Origin of the sequence: Curtobacterium sp. MCBD17_019, from assembly GCF_003234555.1 — a bacterium.
GTDB lineage: Bacteria > Actinomycetota > Actinomycetes > Actinomycetales > Microbacteriaceae > Curtobacterium.
In genome coordinates, this window is sequence record NZ_QKTT01000010.1 from 91181 (window position 1) to 114017 (window position 22837).

A 22837-nucleotide genomic window follows, 5' to 3' on the forward strand; every position below is an offset into this window, starting at 1 on the left:
GTCCGGCCAGGGCAGGACGGGAGGGGCGACGCGACCGGCACGGTGCACGCACCGACCGACGGATCACCCGCGTCCCCGTGCGCGGCGTCATGACATCACCCGACCGCGGCCGATGGCGGCGGCGACTCGGCAGAGGGTCGGCCGACCGACCGGCGCCCACCGGGGCGTGGAATGATGGTGCGATGCCCGATCGGACGATGCCGGATGCCGCGCTGGTCGACCCGATCCTGCACCGCGCCGCCCGCGTCGAGGACGCGGTCCAGGAGTTTCGGGAGCGGCGGGCACGTGCTCGCGGTCTCGTGCCGACCGTCGTCCCGTACACCGGGTACGGGGCGCCGGGATGGGTCCGGGTCCTCTGTCGGGTCCTGCTCACGCGGCGTGGCCTCGCCTCCGACGCCAGCTACGAGGGCGTCCGCGGTTGGCGCAGCTTCACGAGCGTGGCCGTCGATGACGTCGAGGTCACCGTCACCGCCGGCGGGGCCACGCACCGCGTGCAGGCCGACCGGGGCGGCGTGGTCGACACGCGTGTCCCGCTCGACCTCGAGCCCGGCTGGCAGACCGTCACGCTCGCCGCTGGCGGTTCGCGTCCCGTCCACGCGCCGGTGTTCGTCGTGGACCCGTCGACCCGCTTCGGCGTCGTCTCGGACGTCGACGACACGATCATGGTGACGAGCCTCCCCCGCCCGTTCCTGGCGGCATGGAACTCGTTCGTCCTCACGGAGCACGCCCGCCGCCCCGTCCCCGGGATGTCCGTGCTGTACGAGCGGATCCTGGGTCAGCACCCGGGCGCTCCGGTGGTCTACCTGTCGACCGGCGCCTGGAACGTCGCGCCGACGCTCAACCGGTTCCTCACTCGCAACATGTACCCGCCCGGCGCCCTGCTCCTCACGGACTGGGGTCCGACGCACGACCGCTTCTTCCGCAGCGGACGGCTCCACAAGCAGGAGAACCTCCGACGGCTCGCCGCCGACTTCCCGGACGTCCGATGGCTGCTCGTCGGCGACGACGGCCAGCACGACGAGGAGCTGTACGGCGAGTTCGTGGCGGAGCACGAGGGCAAGGTCTCCGGGGTCGCGATCCGCCAGCTCTCGACGAGCGAGGCCGTGCTCGCCGGCGGACGCTCCCGGGCTCAGGAACGCAGCCGCAATTCGGCCGCTCCGTGGGTCTACGCCCCGGACGGCGCCGGGCTCTGGGAGGCACTCGCCGACGTCGGGATCACCCGGCGCTGACCCGTGTCGGCGTGCCGATCCGGACGTCCGGACACCGGCTCCCCTGCGGGAGTGCACAGCCGACTCCCTCCCGCCGGACGCGGGACCCGCAGGGTGACAGGCTGGACCGATGGCGCTCCACATCGAGGACTACGCACTCATCGGCGACTGCCACACCGCCGCGCTCGTCGGCCGGGACGGCAGCATCGACTGGCTGTGTCTGCCCCGGTTCGACAGCGCGTCCGCGTTCGCCGCGCTCCTCGGCGACGAGGACGACGGTCGCTGGCTGCTCCGACCGGACGACGACACCGCGACCGCCACACGCCGCTACCTCGACGACACGTTCGTCCTCGTGACGACCTGGACGACCTCCACCGGCGTCGTCGAGGTGACCGAGTTCATGCCGTCCGGGGACCGGCGCGCCGACCTCGTGCGACGGGTCCGCGGGGTGCGCGGATCGGTGGCGATGCGGCAGGAACTGCGGATCCGGTACGGCTACGGAGCGACGGTGCCGTGGATGCGGCAGATCGGCCACGACGACGCGCACGTCCTGCTCGCCACCGCGGGGCCGGACTCGATCGTCGTCCGTGGACCGCGCCTCCATGCGGAGGGCCACCGTCACGAGAGCCGGTTCACCGTCGAGGCCGGCAGCACGGTCGACCTCACGCTGACCTGGTACCCGTCCCATCGTGAGCCGCCGACGCCCCCGCAGGTCGACGCCGTCCTCGACGAGACCGTCGGCTGGTGGCGCCACTGGGCCGCCGGCGACGCCACCGATGGCCGCTACGCCGACGCCGTGCACCGCTCGTTGCTCGTGCTCCGTGCGCTGACGCACGAGGACACCCGCGGGATCGCCGCGGCAGCGACCACGAGCCTCCCGGAGGACCCGGGCGGCGAACGCAACTGGGACTACCGGTACGTGTGGCTGCGCGACGCGTCGCTGACGCTCGCGGCGCTCCTCGCGCACGGGTTCCGCGACGAGGCGGACGGCTGGAAGCACTGGTTGCTCCGCGCGATCGCCGGTGACCCCGCCGACGTCCAGATCATGTACGGCCTCGCCGGCGAGCGGGAACTCCCGGAGCGCACCCTCGACCACCTCGCGGGGTACGAGGACTCCCGCCCGGTCCGCGTCGGCAACGGCGCCTACACGCAGTACCAGGGCGACGTCTTCGGCGAGGTCCTGGCGGCGCTGCACGACGCACGCGAGCTCGGCGTCGAGGAGAACGCGGACAGCTGGTCGCTGCAGCGCGCACTCCTGGCCTACGTCGAGGAGCACTGGCAGGACCCCGACAACGGCATCTGGGAGATGCGTGGGCCGCGCCGCCACTTCACGCACTCACGCGCGATGATCTGGGCCGCGTTCGACCGCGGTGTCGCCGCCGTCGAGGAGTTCGGACTCGAGGGGCCGGTCGAGCGCTGGCGCGGGTTCCGTGACCGGGTCCGCGAGGAGATCGAGACGCAGGGCTACGACCCGGTGCGGAACACCTTCCGGCAGCACTACGACACCGACGAGGTGGACGCCTCGCTGCTCGTCCTCCCCCAGATCGGTTTCTGCAAGCCCGACGACCCCCGCATGCTCGGCACCGTCGCCGCGATCGAGCAGGACCTCCGCACCGGACCCGACGGACTGCTGCTCCGGTACCGCACCACCGCGGGCTTCGACGGCCTGTCTGGATCGGAGCACCCGTTCCTCGCCTGCTCGTTCTGGCTCGTCGAGCAGTACGCGGCGTCGGGCCGGATCGAGGACGCCGAACGCCTCATGGACACGCTCGTCGGGTTCGCGAACGACGTCGGGATGCTCTCGGAGGAGTACGACGTCGAGCACGGCCGGCAGATCGGCAACACACCCCAAGCGCTGTCGCACCTGACCCTCGTCACCGCCGCCGACGCGATCCGCCGGGCGCGCGGCGAGGCCGGGCCCGGCATCCGCACCCGGGAGGCCCAGAACGACGGCACCACCCGCAGCACCACCGGTGTGGGCGAAGCCGCGGGCGCTCCCGACTGACGCGCCGCACGCCGACACGACCGCGGCCCCGTCACCGGCGAGGTGACGGGGCCGCGGTCGCGTCGGACGACGATCGACGTCAGGGGATCAGGACGAGGACTCCCAGTCGGCGGGGCCACGCGAGCCGGCACGGTAGTCGTCGAGCGGGACCTCGCGACGCTTCCAGGCGTCCACGACGGGCTGGACGATCTCCCAGCAGCGGACCGCGACGTCGCCGCGGATCGACAGCAGCGGGTCGTCGTGGAAGATCCCGCTCAGGACCTCACCGTAGGGCGTGAGCTCGCCACTGTCGAACGACGACGACAGGACGATCTGCCCCATCTCGAACGGGTTGCCCCCACCGTTCGCCGACAGGCTCAGCTCGATCTCGTCCGGGTTGAGGACGATGCGCAGCGTGTCCGACACCGGCTGTCCCTCGAGGCCGGACGGGAGTCGCGGCACCGGCTTGAAGGTGACGAGGACCTCCTTACGGCTCGCACCGAGCGCCTTGCCCGAACGAAGCGTGAAGGGCACGCCCTGCCAGCGGGCGGTGTCGACCTCGACGTTGATCTCGGCGAGGGTCTCGGTCTGGCGCTCGGGGTCGACGCCGTCCTCGTCCGCGTACGACGGCAGCTCCTTGCCGTCGATCGTGCCCGCGACGTAGCGCGCACGCCGGCTCGCCTTGAGCGGGTCGTCGTCGACGAGGTGGGTCGACCGCAGCACCCGGGCGAGCGACGACCGCAGCTCGACGGCGTCAACCGCAGCGGGCGCGTCCATCGTGACGAGCGCGAGGATCTGGAGCAGGTGGCTCTGGATCATGTCGACGAGCGCACCGGCGTCGTCGTAGTACTGCGCGCGGCCCTCGAGGCCGAGGGTCTCGTCGTAGAGGATCTCGACCTTCTCGATGTTGTCCGCGTTCCAGATCGGCTCGAACATCCGGTTGGCGAACCGCAGACCGATGATGTTGAGCACGGTCGACCGGCCGAGGAAGTGGTCGGTGCGGTGCACGCGCTCCTCGGGGACGAGCTGGAGGACGGTCTCGTTCAGCGCCCGAGCCGATTCGACATCCGTGCCGAACGGCTTCTCGAACGCCAGGGTCGTGCCCTCGGGGAGTTCGAGCTCCGCGAGGGCGTCGCAGATGTCCGACGCGATCTGCGGCGGCAGCGCGAAGTACAACACCGGCTCGCCCTCAGCGGCGTCGAGCATGGCCTTGAGGTGGGCCGGGTCCTTCGGGTCGCCCTGCATGAAGACCGTCGACTCGAGCGTCGCGTCGACCTCGGGCCCCGAGACGTGCTGCGAATCGAAGGCGTCCTTGACGACCTTGGTCCAGGCTTCCTCCGAGCGGGCGCTCCGGCCCGTGCCGATGAGCTTGACGGGGACGGAACGGGCGCTCTGGAGGAACGTCCCGAGACCGGGGAGCAGCAGCCGGGCGGCGAGGTCGCCGGTTGCGCCGAAGACGATGAGAGTGCGCTTGTCGGTCACCAGGGGTGACTCCTTTCGGATGGATGTGCGGGTGTCGACCGCGTCCGATCGGACCGGTCGGGATCGGCCCGGACGCACGTCGGGCGGCACCGGTGAGGGTGCCGCCCGATGAGCGTCAGGTGCGGATCAGTGTCCGAAGTTGCCGCGGTAGTACTCGTAGGTCCAGCCGACGAGCGCCACGATCCCGATGGAGGCGCCGATGGCGAAGATCCACCACCCGGCTGCGACGCCGAGGAAGCAGATCGCCGCCGCGGCCGCGAGCGTGATCGGCCAGTAGGACCAGGGGCTGAAGTGACCGAGTTCGGCGTCACCGTCCTCGATGTTCGCGTCGGTGCGGTCCTCGGGCAGTACGCCGTCCTGCGCTGCGAACGTCCGGCCCAGGTAGAAGGCGATGAACACCCCCAGGATCCCGGTGAGACCGATCGAGACCGTGCCCACCCACTCGATCTGGTTGGTGGCGAGGATGCCCCAGATCGTGTACGCCGCGTCCGCCACGAAGAAGAAGATCGCGAGGATCCAGAACAGGTTGGTACTAGCGCGCATGGTTCCTCAGAACTTCTGGTCGGTCTGGTTCGGGTTCCGGGTCTTGCCTGTCGCCGCGTCGTGCGTCTGCGCGTCCGGAGCGTCCATCGCCGGACCGACACCGATCGGGATCCCCGCCTCGGGGTGGTTCAGATCGAACGCCGGCGACTCCGACCGGATGCGCGGGATCGAGGTGAAGTTGTGCCGCGGCGGCGGGCAGGAGGTCGCCCACTCGAGCGAGCGGCCGTAGCCCCACGGGTCGTTCACGGCGACGCTGGGCGCGTGCCGCGCGGTGACGTAGACGTTGTAGATGAACGGCAGGAACGAGACGCCGAGGATCATCGCGCCGATGGTCGACAGCTGGTTCATCCAGGTGAAGCCGTCCTGCGGCAGGTACGTGGCGTAGCGACGGGGCATGCCGATGACGCCGAGCCAGTGCTGGATGAGGAACGTCGTGTGGAACCCGATGAACAGCAGCCAGAAGTGGATCTTGCCGAGGCGCTCGTTGAGCATCTTGCCGGTCCACTTGGGCCACCAGAAGTAGAAGCCCGAGAACATCGCGAACACGACCGTGCCGAACACCACGTAGTGGAAGTGCGCGACGACGAAGTACGAGTCGGACACGTGGAAGTCGAGCGGCGGCGAGGCGAGGATCACGCCCGTGAGGCCACCGAAGGTGAACGTCACGAGGAACCCGATGGCCCAGAGGATGGGCGTCTCGAACGTGACCGAGCCGCGCCACATCGTGCCGACCCAGTTGAAGATCTTCACGCCGGTCGGGACCGCGATGAGCATCGTCATGAGCGAGAACCACGGCAGGAGCACGCCGCCGGTGACGTACATGTGGTGCGCCCACACCGTCACCGACAGGGCCGCGATGGTGATCGTGGCGTAGACGAGCGTCTTGTAGCCGAAGATCGGCTTCCGGCTGAAGACCGGGAAGACCTCGGACACGATGCCGAAGAACGGCAGCGCGATGATGTAGACCTCGGGGTGGCCGAAGAACCAGAACAGGTGCTGCCAGAGCAGCGCACCACCGTTGGCAGGGTTGAACACCTGCGCACCGAACACACGGTCGAGGCCGAGTCCGAACAGCGCCGCGGCGAGCACCGGGAACGCCATCAGCACGAGCAGCGCGGTGATGAGGGTGTTCCAGGTGAAGATCGACATGCGGAACATGGTCATGCCCGGCGCGCGCATCGTGATGATCGTCGTGATGAAGTTCACGGCACCGAGGATCGTCGAGAAGCCGGTCAGGCCCAGGCCGAAGACCCACAACGTCCCGCCGAGACCTGGTGTGAACGTGGTGTCCGACAACGGCGCGTAGGCGAACCATCCGAACGAGGCGGCACCCTGCGGCGTGAGGAACCCGCCGACCGCGATGAGGCCGCCGAAGAAGTACAGCCAGAACGCGAAGCCGTTGAGGCGCGGGAAGGCGACGTCGGGCGCGCCGATCTGCAGCGGCATGATCGCGTTCGCGAACCCGGAGAACAGCGGCGTCGCGAACAGCAGCAGCATGATCGTGCCGTGCATCGTGAACAGCTGGTTGTACTGCTCCTTGGTCGCCACGACGTGCAGGCCGGGCTCGAAGAGCTGCGCACGGATCACGAGCGCCATCACTCCTGCCAGCAGGAAGTACAGGAACGAGGCGATCAGGTACATGTACCCGATCGTCTTGTGGTCCGTCGACGTGATCCAGTTGACGATGATGTTGCCCTTGCGGCCCACCCGCGAGGCCGCGAAGTCCGGCGTCGAGGTCGGGGCCGACTGGCCGACGAATGCGGAAGTGGTCATGGAGCGAGCCTTACTTCTCGGTACCGGCGGCCTGCGCGGGCGCCACGTTGTTCGGCTGGTTCGAGTCGGTGTTGTACTCGTTGCCGAGCAGACCGACCTTGCCCTGGTCGCGGAGGGACGCCAGGTACGCCTGGTACTTCGCCGGCGACACGACCTTCACCTGGAAGAGCATGAGCGAGTGGTACTCGCCGCAGAGCTCGGCACACTTGCCCTGGTAGGTGCCGGTCTTCTCCGGGATGAAGTACTCGTAGTTGGTCCGGCCGGGGATCGTGTCCTTCTTGTACAGGAAGTCGACGACCCAGAACGAGTGGTCCACGTCGCGCGAGGACAACTCGATCTCGACCTTCTTGCCCTTGGGCAGGTAGAGGGTCGGCAGCTGGTTGGTCTTGATGTCGCCGGTGCCGTTGTCTTCTTCCTGGGCCTGGATGCCCTGGTAGTAGACCGACTTCTTGGCGTCGTTCTGGTCGATGTAGTTGAAGTCCCACGCCCAGCGCTTGGCGTACACGTGGATGGTGGCGTCGGGGTGTGCGAACGGCTTCTCGATCGCGGCCTGGTCCTTGGCGGTGAAGGCGAAGAAGCCGAGCACCAGGATGAGCGGCACGATCGTGTAGAAGATCTCGATCGGCATGTTGTACCGGAGCTGCACCGGGAGGCCGGTCTGGCCCTTGCGGCGGCGGTAGACCACCGCGGCCCAGATGATCAGGCCCCAGGTGATGAGACCGACCGCGAGGAGGACGATCCAGCTCGTCACCCAGAGGCCGACCGTCGCACTCGTGTGGTTGGTCGTGTCCCGCGTGTGCTCGGTCCCCGGCAGCCAGCCGTTCAGCTGCTGCTGCGTACAACCGGCCAGTGCGATGACCAGACCGACGGCCACCGGGATGGCCGCCCAACGTATACGGCGATTCGAACGCACTGTTACCTCTCGCGAAGACGGTTGTCGGGACGTGACCGCATCGAATCAGCTCGACGCAGGGCTCGTTCCCAGACTGGGTGGAACACTCCTAGCTTACTCGCAGCCAGGGTGCCGACGTGCACACGCGACACGCTCGCGGGCGGCTTCGGAAGCCCACAGGTGTCGCCCAACGCAGCACGAGGGACGCCGGTCGCCCGGTCGTCCCTCGCTCGCCGCGGTGCCCCGGCAGGGCCGGTGCCCTGCGTGCGCCGCGATCGGTGCTGGTCAGTGGAAGCTGTCGCCGCACGCGCAGCTGCCCTGCGCGTTCGGGTTGTCGATGGTGAAACCCTGCTTCTGGATGGTGTCCTCGAAGTCGATGGTCGCACCGTCGAGGTAGGGCACGCTCATCCGGTCCACCACCACCTCGACCCCGTCGAACTCGGCGGTGGCGTCACCCTCGAGCAGGCGCTCGTCGAAGTACAGCTGGTAGATGAGGCCCGAGCAGCCGCCCGGCTGGACGGCCAGACGGAGCCGGAGATCGTCGCGGCCCTCTTGCTCGAGCAGGCTCGCGACCTTCGCCGCGGCCGCGTCGGACAGCAGGACGCCGTGGGACGGTGCCGCGGCCGGCTTCTCGATCGTCGTGGTGGTGTCGGTCATCGCCGTCTCCCTCCGCGCGGTGCAGGTCACCGCGGCTCGTTCCGATTGTAGGCGCGCGCACCGACGCCGTACACCGGGTCGGTCCTCCCGGGTCGTGCGGACCGGACCGGAGGCCCGACGGCGGGCCGCTCAGACGGAGCGGGTGCCGAGGCGGGCCAGCAGGATCGTCTCGGCGGCGATCGCGCGGTGCAGGACGCCCAGGTGCTGCGACTCGTTCGGGCTGTGCGCGCGGGTGTCCGGGTCCTCGACGCCGGTGACGAGGATCTGCGCGGCGGGGAACTCGGCGGCGAGGTCCGACACGAACGGGATCGAGCCGCCGATCCCCTGCTCGACCGGCTGCGGACCCCACCCCTCGGTCATGGCCGTCCGGGCCTCGCGCACGGCCCAGCCGCTCGTGTCGACGAGGAACCCGTCGCCGGTGTCGACGTCGGTGATGTCGACCCGCGCGCCGAACGGGGTGTTGGCCCGGATGTGCGCCTCCACGGCCGCGAAGGCGTCGGTCGCCGACTGCCCGGGGGCGACCCGGATGGAGACCCGCGCGGAGACCGTCGGCAGGAGTGTGTTCGACGCGTTCGCCACGCTCGGCACGTCCATGCCCGTGACGGTCACCGAGGGCCCGGACCACATGCGGCCGAGCAGCGGGCCCTCCCCCACGGGCCGGACGCCGTCGACGAACGCCGCCTCGGCCGCGAGTTGCTCCTCGCTCCGCTCGGGCACCGGACCGTCGTACCGCGTGAGCCCGGGCACCGCCACGGTGCCGGCGTCGTCGTGGAGCGACGCGAGGAGACGCACCATGGGCATCATCGCGTCCGGCACGGCACCGCCGAACATCCCGCTGTGCGACGCGTGCTCGAGCGTCGTCACCGTCAAGCGGAAGGTCACGTTGCCGCGCAGGCTCACCGTGATCGCCGGGACGTCGGTGGACCAGTTGTCACTGTCCGCGACGACGATCACGTCGGCCGCGAGGTGCTCGCGCTGCTCGCGGAGGAACGTGGTGAACGAGCGCGACCCGAACTCCTCCTCGCCCTCGACGAAGAGGACGATGCCGAGGTCGAGGTCGGCGTCGTCGACGACCGCACGCAGGGCGCGCAGCGACGCGATGTGCGTCATCACGCCGGCCTTGTCGTCCGAAGCGCCCCGCCCGTGCAGACGCTCCCCGCGGAGGGTCGGCTCGAACGGCGGCGTCTCCCACAGCGCCTCGTCACCCTGCGGCTGGACGTCGTGGTGCGCGTACAGCATCACGGTCGGTCGGCCGTTCCGCGCGCGCCGCACCGCGAGCACCGCCGGCTGTCCGAGCGCCGCGCCCCCGTCCGTTCCGGCCGTCGCGTCGGCGCCCTCGCCCTCGGCGCCCGCGATCGCGGAGCGGACGACCCGGACGTCCTCGAACACGCCCGTGGAGCGCGCGAGGTCGGCCACGGCCTCGGCACTCGCCTGGACCGCGGACGGGTCGAACGCGGACCACGACACGGAGGGGATCCGGATGAGCGCCGACAGGTCGGCGATGGTGGTCGGCAGGCCGCCCTGGACCGCGTCGCGCAGCGCGGCGAGCAGGGTCGGATCGGTCTCGGGCGCGTGCTGTGCGGAGTCGGTCATGCGGGTAATCTTGTCAGTCCGAGCAACGATCGAGGACACCGTGGCCAAGGCGCAACCCAAGACGAACACGACGGTCAACCCGTCCGACGAGGAACTCCTCGCGGCGGGCGCTCCCGCCCGGGGCAAGGGGCGACCCACCCCGAGTCGTCGGGAGCGTGAGGCCGCGAACCGGCGCCCGATCGTCGGCGCGACCCCGGCGGACCGCAAGGCCGCGCGGGCACGCCTGACGGACGACCGCGAGCGTGCTCGCGTCGGCCTGGCGAACGGCGAGGAGCGCTACCTCCCGGCCAAGGACCGCGGTGAGCAGCGCCGGTACGTCCGCGACTACGTCGACGCCCGATGGAGCGTCGGCGAGGTGATGCTCCCCCTCATGGCGGTGTTCCTCATCGTCTCGCTGGCCGTGACGGCGATCGAGGGCATCGCGTTCGTCCTCATCTGGCTCTTCGTCGCGCTGTTCCTGCTCGACGCCGTCGTCACGTTCCTCGCGCTGCGCCGTCGCATCACCGCGAAGTGGGGGTCGGGGTCGCTGCAGCGTGGCACGTTCCTCTACGTGGTGACCCGCCAGTTCCAGATGCGGTTCCTCCGACTGCCGAAGCCGCAGGTCAAGCGCGGTCAGTACCCCGTCTGACGACCGGACGGACGGGAGGCCCGGTGCACGCTCGCACCGGGCCTCCCGTCGTTCCTGCGGCCGATCAGGCGTGCGCCGCGGCAGCCGCGCGCCGCGCCGCACGCCGGTGGCGACGCCGACGCAGTCGGTTGATGCGCATGACCCACGTCGGTCCCTCGTAGAGGAACGCCGTGTAGCCCTGCACGAGCGTCGCGCCGGCCTCGATGCGGGCCTCGACGTCGGCCTCGGTCGTCACCCCGCCGACCGCGATCACGCAGAAGTCGTCCGGTACCGCAGCGCGCACACGACGCAGGACCGCGAGGGACCGCTCCGCGAGCGGCGCGCCGGAGAGACCACCCACGCCGAGGGCGGCGACGACGTCCTCGGCGGCGCGCAGCCCCGTGCGTTCGACCGTCGTGTTGGTCGCGATGACACCCGCGAGCCCGAGCTCCACCGCGAGTGCCGCGATCGCGTCGATCTGCTCGTCAGTCAGGTCCGGTGCGATCTTCACGAGCGTCGGCACGCCCCGGGCAGCGCCGTGCACGGCCGAGAGCAGCGGCCGGAGTTGGTCGATCTCCTGCAGACCGCGGAGCCCAGGGGTGTTCGGCGAGCTGACGTTCACGGCGAGGTAGTCGGCGAACGGCGCGAGCATGCGGGTCGACTCGAGGTAGTCGTCGACGGCTTCGGCCACCGGGACGACCCTGCTCTTGCCGATGTTGACACCGATGACGGGGCGGCCCGGGAAGCGACGCGCGCGTTCGAGGCGCCGGGCGGCCCGCGCGGCACCGCCGTTGTTGAACCCCATCCGGTTCACGAGCGCTCGGTCGGCGACGAGCCGGAACAACCGGGGCCGTTCGTTCCCGGGCTGCGGTCGGGCGGTGAGCGTGCCGACCTCGACGTGCCCGAACCCCAGGAGCCCGAGCCCGATGACGCCCTTGGCGTCCTTGTCGAACCCCGCCGCCATCCCGAAGCGCGACGGGAAGTGGATGCCCATCGTCGTGACGCCGTCTGCGGCACCGGGCCGTCCGTAGCGCTCGGCCAGTCCCGCGAGCACGGGGAGCCGGGGCAGGACACGGATCACGCCGAAGGCCAGGTGGTGCGCGCGTTCTGGGTCCATCCGGGCGAACACCACCCGGAACACGACCTTGTACCCGGCCCGGAGGAGGACTTCGGCGACGCCGCTCATCCGGCGCTCGTCGCGCTGCGGCCCGCCGCCGCGTCGGCGTCGGCGTCGGCGTCGGCGTGGTGGTCGATGCGCAGTTGCTTGATGGCGTCGTCGAAGTCGTCGAGCGACTCGAACGCCTGGTAGACGCTGGCGAAGCGCAGGTACGCGACCTCGTCGAGCTCGCGGAGCGGATCGAGGATCGCGAGCCCGATGTCGTTCGCGTCGATCTGGCTCGCACCGGACGAGCGGACGATCTCCTCGACGCGCTGGGCGAGCACGGCGAGGTCGGCGTCGGTGACGGGGCGACCTTGGCACGCCTTGCGGACGCCCGAGATGATCTTCTCGCGGCTGAACGGCTCGAGCACCCCGTTGCGCTTGACCACGTTGAGGCTCGCGGTCTCGGTGGTCGAGAACCGGCGCCCGCAGTTCGGGCACTGGCGACGACGGCGGATCGACGTGCCGTCGTCACTGGTCCGGGAGTCGACGACGCGCGAGTCCGGGTGGCGGCAGAAGGGGCAGAACATGTCGCAGACGATCGTACCGGGTGGTCAGGAGCGGGCGAGGCGTGCGGCCACGGCGGCCCCGTGCGCCGGCAGCTGCTCCGCCTCGGCCAACGCCACGATGCGCGGACCGACTTCGGCGAGGGCCTCAGCGTCGTAGTGCACGATCTGCTGCGGGCGCAGGAACGTCGCCGCCGAGAGGCCGGCGCCGAACCGGGCCTGCCCGCCCGTCGGGAGCACGTGGTTCGACCCCGCGAGGTAGTCGCCGAGACTGACCGGAGCGGACGGCCCGACGAACACCGCACCGGCGCTGTCGATCTCCGCGAGCACGGCGTCGTCGTCCTCCGTCTGGATCTCGAGGTGCTCCGGTCCGTACGCGTTGCTGACCGCGGCGGCGTCCGTCAGCGAGCCGACGAGCACGACGGCCGACTGCGGGCCGCCGAGCGCCACGCGCACGCGGTCCGCGGTGGCCAGCCGGGCGAGCTGTGCCGGGATCGCGGCGTCGACCGCGTCGGCCAGGGCCTCGGACGTCGTCACGAGGACGCTGCCCGCCTGCTCGTCGTGCTCGGCCTGGCTCACCAGGTCGGCGGCGACGTACTCGGCGTCGGCGGAGGCGTCGGCGATGACGAGGATCTCGGTCGCGCCGGCCTCGGCGTCGATGCCGACGAGGCCGCGGACGAGCCGCTTCGCCGCCGCGACGTAGTTGTTACCGGGACCGGTCACGAGGTCGACCGGCTCGAGCCCGATCTCCGGCACACCGTGCGCGAGTGCCCCGATCGCACCCGCACCGCCCATCGCGTAGACCTCGTCGATGCCCAGGAGGCCCGCGGCCCCCAGGATCGTCGGGTGCACGCCGTGTCCGTGGTCGCGTTGGGGCGGGGACACGAGGGCGATCGACCGCACCCCGGCCACCTGGGCCGGCACGACGTTCATGACCACGCTCGACGGGTACACGGCCTTGCCGCCCGGCACGTAGAGGCCGACCCGACGCACGGGGCGCCACCGCTGGTGGACCTCGGCTCCGTCGGCGAGCGTGGTGATCGCGGCCTGGGGCACCTGGGCGGTGCTCGCCGCACGGACGCGCCGGATGGCCTCGTCGAGCGCGTTCCGGACCACCGGGTCGAGTCCGGCCACTGCTGCGCCGATCGCTGCCGCTCCCACGCGGACGGCGCCGGGCGCGCCCCCGTCGAACCGCTCCGCCTGCTCGCGGAGCGCGGCGGCACCGCGGTCACGGACGTCGTCCACCAGGTCACGCGCCGCGGTCGTCGCACTCGCGACGTCACCCGCGGCCCGCGGCATCAGTCGGAGGAGTTCGGCGCGGTCCGGCAGTCCGCCGCGGAGGTCGATTCGTCGCATCATGGCCAGCCCAGCCTACCGAGGCCGACCCGGTCACCGACGGCGCAGGTCACACGAGACAGGACGGTCCGAGCAGGCTCTTCAGCTCGCCGAAGAGATCCGGCGTCAACGCGACCGGGAACGGGATCTCGAAGGTGCGCGCGGCGTCTTCCTTGAGGAGCCGGAGTCGCACCTCGGTGTCCCCGTGATGACGGCCGAGCACCTTCGCCAGCTCGGAGACGGTCTCGGTCGTCGCACGCCGTTCCGGCAACGACAGCGTGAGCGGCCCCGAGCCCATGGCGTCGCCGACGTTCGGCGCGAACATGCTCACCGCGTGCAGGCTCTTGCCGTCGTCGCGCACGCTCACCCGACCCCGCAGGACGACGATGGCGTCCGCCTGGAGCATCGGGCCGAACTCCTGGTAGGTCTTGCCGAGGAACATGACGCCGATCTCGCCGGCGAAGTCCTCGATCTGCACGATGCCGTACGGGTTGCCCGAGTTCTTCGACACCCGGTGCTGCACGCTCGTCAGGAGCCCGGCGACCGTCACGGTCTCGCCGTCTATGTGGTCCTCGGCCGCGACGATGTCGGCGATCGACATCGACGCGTGCTTGGCGAGCTCGACCTCGAGGCCGGCGAGCGGGTGGTCGGACACGTAGAGACCGAGCATGTCGCGCTCGAAGGCGAGCTTGTCACGCTTCGACCACTCCGGCCGCTCGGGCACCTGTGACACGGGCGCGGCGGTCTCGGCGACCTCCGCGAACAAGCTGTCGAAATCGAACCCGACGTTGCCGTTCGCCTCGTCGCGCTTGATCTTGACCGCGGCCTCGACCGCACCCTCGTGGATCTCGACGAGCGCACGCCGGGTGTCACCGAGCGAGTCGAACGCCCCGGCCTTGATGAGGGACTCCACGGTGCGCTTGTTCGCGGCGGTGATCGGGATCTTGCGGAGGAAGTCGTGGAAGGACTCGAAGCGCCCCTTCTGCCCACGGGCCTCCACGATCGCGTCGACGACGTTGAAGCCGACGTTGCGCACGGCGCCCACGCCGAACCGGATGTCCTCGCCGACGGCGGCGAAGAACCCGATCGACTCGTTGACGTCGGGCGGCATGACCTTGATGCCCATGCGCCGACACTCGTTGAGGTACAGCGCGAGCTTGTCGCGGGCGTCGCCGACGCTGGTCAGCAGCGCCGCCATGTACTCCGCCGGGTAGTGCGCCTTGAGGTACGCCGTCCAGTAGGACACGACCCCGTACGCCGCCGAGTGCGCCTTGTTGAACGCGTAGTCGGAGAAGGGCAACAGGATGTCCCACAGCGTCTTGATGGCCGCGTCGGAGTAGCCGTTGTCCTTCATGCCCTGCTCGAAGCCCGCGTACTGCTTGTCGAGTTCGGACTTCTTCTTCTTGCCCATCGCCCGCCGCAGGATGTCGGCCTGACCGAGCGAGAACCCGGCCACCCGCTGCGCGATCGCCATGACCTGCTCCTGGTAGATGATCAGGCCGTAGGTCGTGTCGAGGATGTCGGCGAGGGGCTCGGCGAGCTCCGGGTGGATGGGCGTGATCTCCTGCTCGCCGTTCTTGCGCAGGGCGTAGTTCGTGTGCGAATTCGCACCCATCGGCCCCGGGCGGTACAGCGCGATGAGCGCGGAGATGTCCTCGAAGTTGTCGGGGCGCATGAGCCGGAGGAGCCCACGCATCGGACCGCCGTCGAGCTGGAAGACGCCGAGCGTGTCACCGCGCTGCAGCAGCGCGTAGGCCTCGGGGTCGTCGAGGGTGAGCGACTCGAGGTCGAGGTCGGTCCCCCGGTTCATCTTGATGTTGTCGATGGCGTCGCTGATGATCGTGAGGTTGCGGAGCCCCAGGAAGTCCATCTTGATCAGCCCGAGCGACTCCGCAGCCGGGTAGTCGAACTGCGTGACGATCTGGCCGTCCTGCTCGCGCTTCATGATCGGGATGATGTCGATGAGCGGATCGCTCGACATGATCACGCCGGCCGCGTGCACACCCCACTGTCGCTTCAGGCCCTCGAGCCCCAGGGCGGTGTCGAAGACCGTCCGGGCCTCGGGGTCCGACTCGACGACGGCGCGGACGTCCGCGGCCTCCTTGTAGCGCGGGTGGTCGCGGTCGAAGATGCCCGTGAGCGGGATGTCCTTGCCCATCACGGGCGGCGGCATCGCCTTCGTGAGCTTCTCGCCCATGCCGAACGGGAACCCCAGGACGCGCGAGGAGTCCTTGAGGGCCTGCTTCGCCTTGATCGTGCCGTACGTGACGATCTGCGCGACGCGCTCGTCGCCGTACTTCTCGGTGACGTACTTGATCGCCTCACCGCGGCGACGGTCGTCGAAGTCGACGTCGAAGTCGGGCATCGAGACGCGGTCCGGGTTGAGGAACCGCTCGAAGATCAGACCGTGTGCCAGTGGGTCGAGGTCCGTGATGCGCATGGCGTAGGCGGCCATGGACCCGGCACCGGAACCGCGGCCCGGCCCGACGCGGATGCCGTTGTCCTTCGACCAGTTGATGAAGTCCGCGACGACGAGGAAGTACCCCGGGAACCCCATCTGCGTGATGATGCCGACCTCGTAGTCGGCCCGCTTCCGCACGGCGTCCGGGATGCCGTCCGGGTAGCGGTAGTGCAGCCCCTTCTCGACCTCCTTGACGAACCAGGACTCCTCGTTCTCGCCCTCGGGCGTCGGGAACCGCGGCATGTAGTTCGCCGAGGTGTCGAACTCGACGTCGCACCGCTCGGCGATCGCCAGGGTGTTGTCGCAGGCGTCCGGGTGGTCGCGGAACAGGTGCCGCATCTGTGCCGGGGTCTTGAGGTAGAACTCGTCGGCGTCGAACTTGAACCGGTTCGGGTCGTTCAGCGTCGACCCGGACTGCACGCAGAGCAGCGCCGCGTGCGAGGTGGCGTCGCCCGCGTGCGTGTAGTGCAGGTCGTTCGTGGCGACGAGCGGGAGGCCGAGGTCCTTCGCGAGGCGGATCAGGTCCGTCATGATCCGACGCTCGATGCCGAGCCCGTGGTCCATGATCTCGCAGAAGTAGTTGTCGGCGCCGAAGATGTCGCGGTAGTCGGCCGCGGCCCGGACGGCCTCGTCGTACTGCCCCAGGCGCAGCCGCGTCTGGACCTCGCCTGAGGGGCACCCGGTGGTCGCGATGAGGCCCTTGGCGTACGTCGACAGCAGCTCGCGGTCCATGCGCGGCTTGAAGTAGTAGCCCTCGATCGAGGCGCGGGAGGACAACCGGAAGAGGTTGTGCATGCCCTCGGTGGTCTCGGCGAGCAGCGTCATGTGCGTGTACGCGCCGGCACCGGAGACGTCGTCGCCGCCGCCGTCGCCCCATCGGATCCGGGTCTTGTCGCTCCGGTGGGTGCCGGGCGTGATGTAGGCCTCGGTCCCGATGATGGGCTTGACCCCGGCACCACGAGCCGTCTTCCAGAAGTCGAACGCGCCGAACATGTTGCCGTGGTCGGTCACGGCGACCGCCGGCATGCCCTGCGCGGCGGTCTCGCCGACGAGCTGCCCGATCCGCGCCGCGCCGTCGAGCATGGAGTACTCGCTGTGCACGTGCAGGTGGACGAAGGAGTCGCTGTCCGCCACGGAACCTCCGGCGATCGATGCTCTGACCTGGTGCGGGAATCGTAACGGGCACGGACGACATCGCTTGGTCGGGCCGCGCGGGTTCAGCCCTCGCGGACGAGTTCCAGGGCGTGTCGCAGGTCGTCCGGGTACGCCGCCTCGAACTCGACCCAGACGCCCGTGCGGGGGTGCTCGAAGCCGAGCCGGACGGCGTCGAGCCACTGCCGCGTCAGCCCGAGTTCCGCACTGAGCACCGGGTCGGCGCCGTACGTCGTGTCCCCGACGCACGGGTGCCGGGTGGCCGCCATGTGGACGCGGATCTGGTGGGTCCGGCCGGTCTCCAGGTGGACCTCGAGCAGTGTCGCCGCACGGAACGCCTCGAGGGTCTCGTAGTGCGTCACGCTGGGCTTGCCGTCCGCGACGACCGCGAACTTCCAGTCGCTCGAGGGGTGGCGGCCGATGGGGGCGTCGATGGTGCCGGAGGTGGGATCGGGATGCCCCTGCACGAGCGCGTGGTAGACCTTGTCGACCGTCCGCTCCTTGAACGCGCGCTTGAGCGCCGTGTACGCCAGCTCCGTCTTGGCCACGACCATGAGGCCGCTCGTCCCGACGTCGAGCCGGTGCACGATGCCCGCGCGTTCCGCCGCACCCGAGGTCGCGATCGTGAACCCCGCCGCCGCGAGGCCGCCGGGCACCGTCGGCCCGTCCCAGCCCGGCGACGGGTGCGCCGCGACACCGACCGGCTTGTCCACGACCACGATGTCCTCGTCGTCGTACACGATCGTCATGCCGGGCACCGCCATCGGGACGACCCGCGGCGACTCCTTCGGCGACCACTCGACCTCGAGCCAGCTGTCGGCGTGCAGGCGGTCCGACTTGTCGACGACGACCCCGTCGACCCGGACGCCGCCGGCGGCGACGACGTCCGCGGCGAACGACCGGCTGAACCCGAGCAGTTTGGCGATCGCCGCGTCGACACGCTCGCCCGCGAGCCCGTCGGGGACGGGCAGGCTGCGCGACTCGCTCACGTCGCGTCGTGCCCGAGCGACGGCCTGGAGGCCCGGTCCCCGTCCGCCGGTCCGCCCGCGGTCGCGTCGGGTGCGGCCCCCACGGCGGACGTCGCCTCGCTCGTGACCGCGGTGGCTCCCCCGTCCGTGGCCGGCGCCGCCCCGGGGACGCGCCCCTGGGCCTCCCGGTCGTCCGTGCCGGCACGGTCGTCGGCGCCGGCGCCGGCGGCCCGGGTCCGCTTGGACGGCGTCCGCGTGCCGTCGAGGTTCACGCCGAGCAGCGTGAGCACGACGAAGATCGCCATGCTGATGCAGATGAACGAATCGGCGATGTTGTAGATCGCCGGCATCATCCACGGGGTGTAGATGAAGTCGACCACCTGGCCGCGCCCGAATCCCGGCGGCCGCGTCAGGCGGTCCGTCAGGTTCCCGAGGGCACCGCCGAGCAACATGCCGAAGAGCACGGCCCACCAGAGGGAGCGGATGCGCCGCGCCGTGATCACGATCGCGACGACCACCGCGGCGGCGACGATCGAGAAGATCCAGGTCTGACCCGTGGCGAACGAGAACGCGGCGCCGGGGTTCGTGACGTAGTGCAGCTGCAGGAGCCCGCCGAGCACCGGCACGGTCGCGCCGTAGGTCAGGTGGGCGACGACGAGCGCCTTGACGACCTGGTCGAGTGCGTAGACGCAGACAGCGGCGAAGGCCAGTGCCGCGATCGCGCGGACACTGACCTTCGCCGGACGTTCGGCTGGTGCAGCCGGATGGGGCTGGGGCAACGTCAGTTGGACCCGAAGCCCTGCGCCGACGCCGGCGCGGGCTGGAACCCGCTGGGCTGCTCGTTGCTCGCACTGTCGAGTTCCTGCAGCTGGCCCTGGATGTAGTTCTTGAGCTGCGCGCGGTACTCACGCTCGAACGTGCGGAGCTCCTCGATACGACCCTCGAGCTGCTTGCGCTCCTGCTCGTAGGTCGACACACGCTGCCGCTGCTGCTGCTCCGCGTCGGCGAGGATCTGGCGCTGCTGCGCCTCGGCCTCGGAGACGAGACGCGCCGCGGTGGCGTGACCCTCGGCGATGAGGGCGTCACGCTTCTCGACGCCCTCGCGGACGTGCTCCTCGTGCAGGCGACGGGCGAGCTGCAGGAGGCTCGAGGTGCCCTCGGTCTCGTCGTCCGTCGTGGTCGTCGTCGGGGCGGCGGCGGCGACGGGGGCCGGGGTCGGCTCCGGTGCGGCGGCGACGGGCGCCGGCTCCGGGGTCGGCTCGGGCTGCGGGGCCGGCGCGGGCGTCTCGGCGGCGCGGGCCTCGGCGGCGCTGAGGCGCTGGCGCAGCTCCTCGTTCTCCTGCCCGAGACGACGCAGTTCCACGACGACCTCGTCGAGGAAGTCGTCGACCTCGTCCTGGTCGTAGCCCTCGCGGAACTTCGTCGGCTGGAACCGCTTGTTGACTACGTCTTCCGGCGTCAAAGCCATTGCCGTCACCTCAATAGAACTGCTGATCGTGTGGAACCGAACGGTCACGACCGAACCTACCAGCCGTGACCTCCGGTGCGGATGCGCGCGTGACGCGCATCGGGTCCGGACCACCGTACACCGCCGGTCGGCCGCACCCCCTGCGGCGCCCGGTGTGGCGCGGGTCGGACGCGCGGTCAGGCGATGGCGAAGCGCTCCGTGACGCCCATCAGGATGATCACGAGGAGCATCACGATGCTCCATCCGAAGTCGAGCGCGACCGCACCCATGCGCATCGGCGGGAGCACCCGTCGGACGGCGCGGATGGGCGGGTCGGTGGCCCCGAACACGACCTCGGCGATGACGAGCACGGCTCCGCGGGGCCGCCAGGACCGGTTGAAGGTCCGCAGCAGGTCGAGCACGAACCGCGCCCACATCATGAAGAAGTAGATCAGGAGCAGCAGGTGCAGGATGCTCGCGACGAGGGACACCATCGGGGCTGATCAACTCGCTCGGTCGGGGCGGGCGCCGGGGCCGGTGTGGACCCGGCGGAGGACGCGCGGGGAGCGGTCCTCAGGACTGGGCGAAGAAGGACGCCTCGATGTCGGACTCTACCTCAGCGGGCTCGCCGCTCACCGCGACGTGCGCCGGCGACAGCAGGAACACCTTGCTCGTGACGCGCTCGATCTTGCCGTAGAGGCCGAGCGACAGGCCACTCGCGAAGTCGATCATGCGACGCGCGTCGCCCTCGGTCATCTGGGTGAGGTTGATGATCACGGGGATGCCGTCGCGGAAGCTCTCGGCGATGGACTGCGCGTCCTTGTACTCGCGGGGGTGGACGGTGAGGATCTCGTTCATTTCCTGGACCGGGGTCGCCTTCTGTGCGTGGGCGCGTCGGAGCGGGGTCACCTGCGCGCGCTGCTGGTTCTGGGTCGCGACGGACGCGACGGGTGACTGGGTGGGCGCGGGCGGAGCCGCCTGGACGGCGGGCTGGGTCGCGACCGCGGTCGGCTGGGAGGGCGCGGCCTGGGCGGCCGGCTCGTCGTACTCGACGTCCTCGTCGGCGAGGCCGAGGTACACCATCGTCTTGCGCAGCGGGTGGGCCATGGTTCCTCCGGGTGGTGGGTGCTCGTGCGTGTCCAGTGCGAGATTAACGAGGAGCCGGGCGGTTTCCGGTGATTGCCGTCCCGATCCGAAGGTGTGTCGCGCCCTCGAGCACGGCGTCGGGGTAGTCGCCGCTCATGCCGGCGGAGATCGCGGTCGCCGACGGCGCCATCGCACGCACGCGCTCGGAGATCGCGCGGAGCCGGGCGAACGCCCGACGGGGCTCCTCGTCGAGCGGAGCGACGGCCATGACGCCGCGCAGGCGGACGCCGCCGGATGCCAGCACCTGCTCGACGAGTGCGTCGACCTCGGACGGCTGAGCGCCACCGCGTGCGGGATCGGTCGTCAGGTTCACCTGGACGAAGCCGTCGATCACCCGCGGGTGCGGCTCGCCCTCCGTCGGTGCGAGCGCGTCCACGACACTGGCCCGGTCGAGCGACTGCACGACGTCCGCGTAGCGACGGACCTGCCGCGCCTTCTTGCTCTGGAGCTGGCCCACGAAGTGCCAGCGCAGCGACAGGTCGGCGAGCTCGGCCGCCTTGGCCTGCGCCTCCTGGTGCCGGTTCTCCCCCACGTCGGTGACGCCGAGTGCGGCCAGGGACCGGACGAGTGCAGCCGGGTGGTACTTCGTGACGACGACGAGCGTCAGCTCGTCGACGCCGCGCCCCGCGGCTCGCGCGGCGTCGGCGATGCCGTTGCGGACGGAGCCGAGCCGTTCCTCCAGACCGGGTTCCCCGGACGGAAGGGGCGGCTCGGCCCCGTCCACCCGACTCACTTCAGGAAGTCGGGGACGTCGAGCTCGTCGTCGTCGTCGTCGAACGCCGGGTCGGCTGCGCGCTGCACGGGCGGCTCGTGCTCCTGCGTCGCCCAGGAGGCGACCGGAGCGGTCTCGTCGTGCGCGTGGCTCGCCGCGACCGGGGCGGTCGTGTCCGGGTCGACGTAGCTCGACCGGCGGTCCTTCTGCTGCTGCCCGGACGGCTCCCCGCCGTCGAAGCCCGCGGCGATGACCGTGACCCGGACCTCGTCGCCGAGGGTGTCGTCGATGACCGCACCGAAGATGATGTTCGCCTCGGGATGGACGGCCTCCTGCACCAGGCGGGCGGCGTCGTTGATCTCGAAGATGCCGAGGTTCGACCCACCCTGGATCGAGAGCAGCACGCCGTGCGCGCCGTCGATCGAGGCCTCGAGGAGGGGCGACGCGACCGCGAGCTCGGCGGCCTTGATCGCACGGTCCGCGCCGCGTGAGGAACCGATGCCCATGAGTGCCGACCCGGCCCCCTGCATGACGCTCTTGACGTCGGCGAAGTCGAGGTTGATGAGTCCCGGGGTCGTGATGAGGTCGGTGATGCCCTGGACACCGGCCAGGAGCACCTGGTCGGCGGTCGCGAACGCCTCGACCATGCTGATACCGCGGTCGCTGATCTCGAGCAGGCGGTCGTTCGGCACGACGATGAGCGTGTCGACCTCGTCCTTGAGCGTGGCGACGCCGTTCTCGGCCTGCGCCTGACGGCGCTTGCCCTCGAACCCGAACGGCTTCGTGACGACACCGATGGTGAGCGCACCGATCGACTTCGCGATGCGCGCGACGACCGGCGCGCCGCCCGTCCCGGTGCCACCGCCCTCACCCGCGGTGACGAACACCATGTCGGCGCCGGCGAGGGCCTCCTCGATCTCCTCCGCGTGGTCCTCGGCGGCGCGACGGCCGACCTCCGGGTCGGCACCAGCACCGAGCCCACGGGTGATCTCGCGGCCGACGTCGAGCTTGACGTCGGCGTCGCTGAGCAGGAGCGCCTGGGCGTCCGTGTTGATCGCGATGAACTCGACACCGCGGAGACCCAGTTCGATCATGCGGTTGACGGCGTTCACGCCGCCGCCGCCGACGCCGACCACCTTGATGACGGCGAGGTAGTTGTGGTTCGTGGTCACGTTGGTCCGGCCTCCGGTAGTGCTCTCCGAGAGCAAGCCT

The 22837-nt window shown here is 70.5% G+C and carries 20 protein-coding genes; 3 read left to right on the plus strand and 17 right to left on the minus strand.

The window, feature by feature from the left end:
• Nucleotides 1–182 precede the first annotated feature (182 nt).
• Nucleotides 183–1229, plus strand: a complete 1047-nt coding sequence (locus DEI82_RS10845) for an App1 family protein (protein WP_111008653.1) — start codon at nucleotides 183–185, stop codon at nucleotides 1227–1229.
• 109 nt (nucleotides 1230–1338) lie between these two features.
• Complete coding sequence (locus DEI82_RS10850; protein WP_111036764.1) at nucleotides 1339–3213, plus strand: glycoside hydrolase family 15 protein; 1875 nt, start codon at nucleotides 1339–1341, stop codon at nucleotides 3211–3213.
• A gap of 87 nt (nucleotides 3214–3300) precedes the next feature.
• Here DEI82_RS10850 and DEI82_RS10855 read toward each other — a convergent pair whose 3' ends face one another.
• The 6 genes from DEI82_RS10855 to DEI82_RS10880 form a co-directional block, all read right to left on the minus strand.
• Nucleotides 3301–4677 carry a glucose-6-phosphate dehydrogenase gene (locus DEI82_RS10855; protein WP_111012859.1) on the minus strand — a complete coding sequence of 459 codons (1377 nt, stop codon included), beginning with the start codon at nucleotides 4675–4677 and terminating at the stop codon, nucleotides 3301–3303.
• Nucleotides 4678–4800: 123 nt separating this feature from the next.
• Nucleotides 4801–5217 carry a cytochrome c oxidase subunit 4 gene (locus DEI82_RS10860; RefSeq protein WP_111008651.1) on the minus strand — a complete coding sequence of 139 codons (417 nt, stop codon included), beginning with the start codon at nucleotides 5215–5217 and terminating at the stop codon, nucleotides 4801–4803.
• 6 nt (nucleotides 5218–5223) lie between these two features.
• Nucleotides 5224–6990, minus strand: coding sequence for a cytochrome c oxidase subunit I (gene ctaD, locus DEI82_RS10865; protein ID WP_111012618.1), 1767 nt, complete (start codon nucleotides 6988–6990; stop codon nucleotides 5224–5226).
• 10 nt (nucleotides 6991–7000) lie between these two features.
• Complete coding sequence (coxB, locus tag DEI82_RS10870) at nucleotides 7001–7903, minus strand: cytochrome c oxidase subunit II (RefSeq protein ID WP_111008649.1); 903 nt, start codon at nucleotides 7901–7903, stop codon at nucleotides 7001–7003.
• Nucleotides 7904–8167: 264 nt separating this feature from the next.
• On the minus strand, nucleotides 8168–8539 hold the full coding sequence (locus DEI82_RS10875) for an iron-sulfur cluster assembly accessory protein (RefSeq protein ID WP_111008933.1): 372 nt from the start codon (nucleotides 8537–8539) through the stop codon (nucleotides 8168–8170).
• 129 nt (nucleotides 8540–8668) lie between these two features.
• Nucleotides 8669–10132: a dipeptidase gene (locus DEI82_RS10880; RefSeq protein ID WP_111036765.1), complete on the minus strand. Its 1464-nt coding sequence runs from the start codon at nucleotides 10130–10132 to the stop codon at nucleotides 8669–8671.
• Nucleotides 10133–10142: 10 nt separating this feature from the next.
• On the opposite strand from DEI82_RS10880, the gene DEI82_RS10885 reads away from it, so the two are divergent.
• Complete coding sequence (locus DEI82_RS10885) at nucleotides 10143–10760, plus strand: DUF3043 domain-containing protein (RefSeq protein WP_258368406.1); 618 nt, start codon at nucleotides 10143–10145, stop codon at nucleotides 10758–10760.
• Nucleotides 10761–10824: 64 nt separating this feature from the next.
• Here DEI82_RS10885 and DEI82_RS10890 read toward each other — a convergent pair whose 3' ends face one another.
• From DEI82_RS10890 to ftsZ, 11 genes are all read right to left on the minus strand, one after another.
• Entirely contained in the window at nucleotides 10825–11925 is a 1101-nt protein-coding gene (locus tag DEI82_RS10890) for a quinone-dependent dihydroorotate dehydrogenase (protein ID WP_111036766.1), read from the minus strand.
• Nucleotides 11922–12428 carry a transcriptional regulator NrdR gene (gene nrdR, locus DEI82_RS10895; protein ID WP_111036767.1) on the minus strand — a complete coding sequence of 169 codons (507 nt, stop codon included), beginning with the start codon at nucleotides 12426–12428 and terminating at the stop codon, nucleotides 11922–11924. Before nrdR ends, DEI82_RS10890 begins: the two co-directional genes overlap by 4 nt.
• 24 nt (nucleotides 12429–12452) lie before the next feature.
• Nucleotides 12453–13763 carry a histidinol dehydrogenase gene (hisD, locus tag DEI82_RS10900; protein ID WP_111036768.1) on the minus strand — a complete coding sequence of 437 codons (1311 nt, stop codon included), beginning with the start codon at nucleotides 13761–13763 and terminating at the stop codon, nucleotides 12453–12455.
• A gap of 46 nt (nucleotides 13764–13809) precedes the next feature.
• A complete protein-coding gene (gene dnaE / locus DEI82_RS10905; RefSeq protein ID WP_375334627.1) occupies nucleotides 13810–17283 on the minus strand; it encodes a DNA polymerase III subunit alpha in 3474 nt (1157 codons plus the stop codon).
• Nucleotides 17284–17417: 134 nt separating this feature from the next.
• Nucleotides 17418–18341, minus strand: coding sequence for an RluA family pseudouridine synthase (locus DEI82_RS10910; RefSeq protein ID WP_111008642.1), 924 nt, complete (start codon nucleotides 18339–18341; stop codon nucleotides 17418–17420).
• Nucleotides 18338–19099: a signal peptidase II gene (gene lspA, locus DEI82_RS10915; protein ID WP_258372038.1), complete on the minus strand. Its 762-nt coding sequence runs from the start codon at nucleotides 19097–19099 to the stop codon at nucleotides 18338–18340. The genes DEI82_RS10910 and lspA overlap by 4 nt, the downstream gene beginning before the upstream one ends.
• A gap of 2 nt (nucleotides 19100–19101) precedes the next feature.
• Complete coding sequence (locus tag DEI82_RS10920; RefSeq protein ID WP_111036770.1) at nucleotides 19102–19788, minus strand: DivIVA domain-containing protein; 687 nt, start codon at nucleotides 19786–19788, stop codon at nucleotides 19102–19104.
• Between the two features lie 176 nt (nucleotides 19789–19964).
• The gene (locus DEI82_RS10925; RefSeq protein ID WP_111012624.1) at nucleotides 19965–20261 is read right to left on the minus strand and encodes a YggT family protein; all 297 of its coding nucleotides are present in this window, start codon (nucleotides 20259–20261) and stop codon (nucleotides 19965–19967) included.
• Between the two features lie 79 nt (nucleotides 20262–20340).
• Nucleotides 20341–20874 carry a cell division protein SepF gene (locus tag DEI82_RS10930; protein WP_111008639.1) on the minus strand — a complete coding sequence of 178 codons (534 nt, stop codon included), beginning with the start codon at nucleotides 20872–20874 and terminating at the stop codon, nucleotides 20341–20343.
• 43 nt (nucleotides 20875–20917) lie between these two features.
• Nucleotides 20918–21646 carry a YggS family pyridoxal phosphate-dependent enzyme gene (locus DEI82_RS10935; protein WP_258372039.1) on the minus strand — a complete coding sequence of 243 codons (729 nt, stop codon included), beginning with the start codon at nucleotides 21644–21646 and terminating at the stop codon, nucleotides 20918–20920.
• Entirely contained in the window at nucleotides 21643–22797 is a 1155-nt protein-coding gene (gene ftsZ, locus DEI82_RS10940) for a cell division protein FtsZ (protein WP_111008637.1), read from the minus strand. The genes DEI82_RS10935 and ftsZ overlap by 4 nt, the downstream gene beginning before the upstream one ends.
• Nucleotides 22798–22837: the final 40 nt, after the last annotated feature.